The 1,234-nt window shown below is 67.3% G+C and carries 1 protein-coding gene; it reads left to right on the forward strand.

Going from position 1 to position 1,234, the window contains the following annotated elements; genetic code table 11:
* Positions 1-121: 121 nt before the first annotated feature.
* Positions 122-1,234: ISL3 family transposase (locus tag DCC25_RS11200; RefSeq protein ID WP_110101743.1), on the forward strand; the 1,113-nt coding region annotated here is incomplete at its 3' end.

Genomic DNA, 1,234 nt, shown 5'->3' on the forward strand with positions numbered 1-1,234 from the left:
GGCTCTTCACAATCGAGGGTGTAGACGGGGGTCTCGGGGAAGTGGCGCGTCGATAGCTGGATAGAGGTCGAGGCCTTCCGATGATGGAAGTTCCTACACAAGCCATCTGAAAGACCTCGACGTGCCTAACGCTACCTTCGACGACTGTGACCTGACCAAGTTTTGCCGGCTGGACGAGCTCGGCCTTCAAGCTACCGGGCAACGGGTGGAGCCCGGGCGGGCGGTACTGGCCTGTCGGGTGGTGGAGCCAGATGAGTGGTGTCACCGCTGTGGTTCTCAGGGCACCGCGCGGGGCACGGTGATCCGCCGGCTGGCGCACGAGCCGCTGGGCTGGAGGCCCACGACTCTGCACGTCACGGTTCGGCGCTACCGGTGCGCCGACTGCGCCCACGTCTGGCGCCAGGACACCACCGCCGCGGCAGAGCCGAAGGCCAAGCTCTCCCGCCGTGCCCTGCGCTGGGCCCTGGAAGCTCTGGTCGTGCAGCACCTGACCATCGCCCGGGTCGCCGAGGCGTTGGGGGTGCGGTGGAACACCGCCAACGACGCCGTGCTGGCCGAGGGCAAGCGTCTGCTCATCGACGACCCGGCCCGGTTTGACGGGGTCACCGCGATCGGCGTGGATGAACACGTCTGGCGCCATACCCGGCGTGGCGACAAGTACGTCACCGTGATCATCGACCTCACACCACTGCGCGTCGGCACCGGTCCGGCGAGGTTGCTGGACATGGTCGAGGGCCGCTCCAAACAGGCCTTCAAGACCTGGCTGGCCGAGCGTCCGGCTTCCTGGCGGGATGGCGTGGAGGTGGTGGCGATGGACGGGTTCACCGGCTTCAAGACCGCAGCCACTGAGGAGATCCCCGAAGCCACCACGGTCATGGACCCCTTCCATGTGGTCCGCCTGGCCGGAGACGCGCTCGAGCGATGCCGCCGGCGAGTCCAGCAACAGGTGAACGGCCACCGGGGCCGCAAACAGGATCCGCTCTACAAGGCCCGCCGGACCCTGCTGACCGGGGCCGACCTGCTCACCGAGAAGCAGTATTCCAGGATCCAGGACCTCTTCGAGGCTGACGAGCATGTGGAGGTCGAGGCCACGTGGGCGTTCTACCAGCACATGGTCGCCGCCTACCGCCAGACAGACAGGGCCGAGGGCAGGGCGATGATGGAGCAGCTGATCGCCAAGCTGGGCCGGGCAGTGCCGACCAAGCTCATCGAGCTGGCCGGTCTGGGTAGGACG

Origin of the sequence: Auritidibacter sp. NML120636, assembly GCF_003185945.1 — a bacterium.
Taxonomy (GTDB): domain Bacteria; phylum Actinomycetota; class Actinomycetes; order Actinomycetales; family Micrococcaceae; genus Auritidibacter; species Auritidibacter ignavus.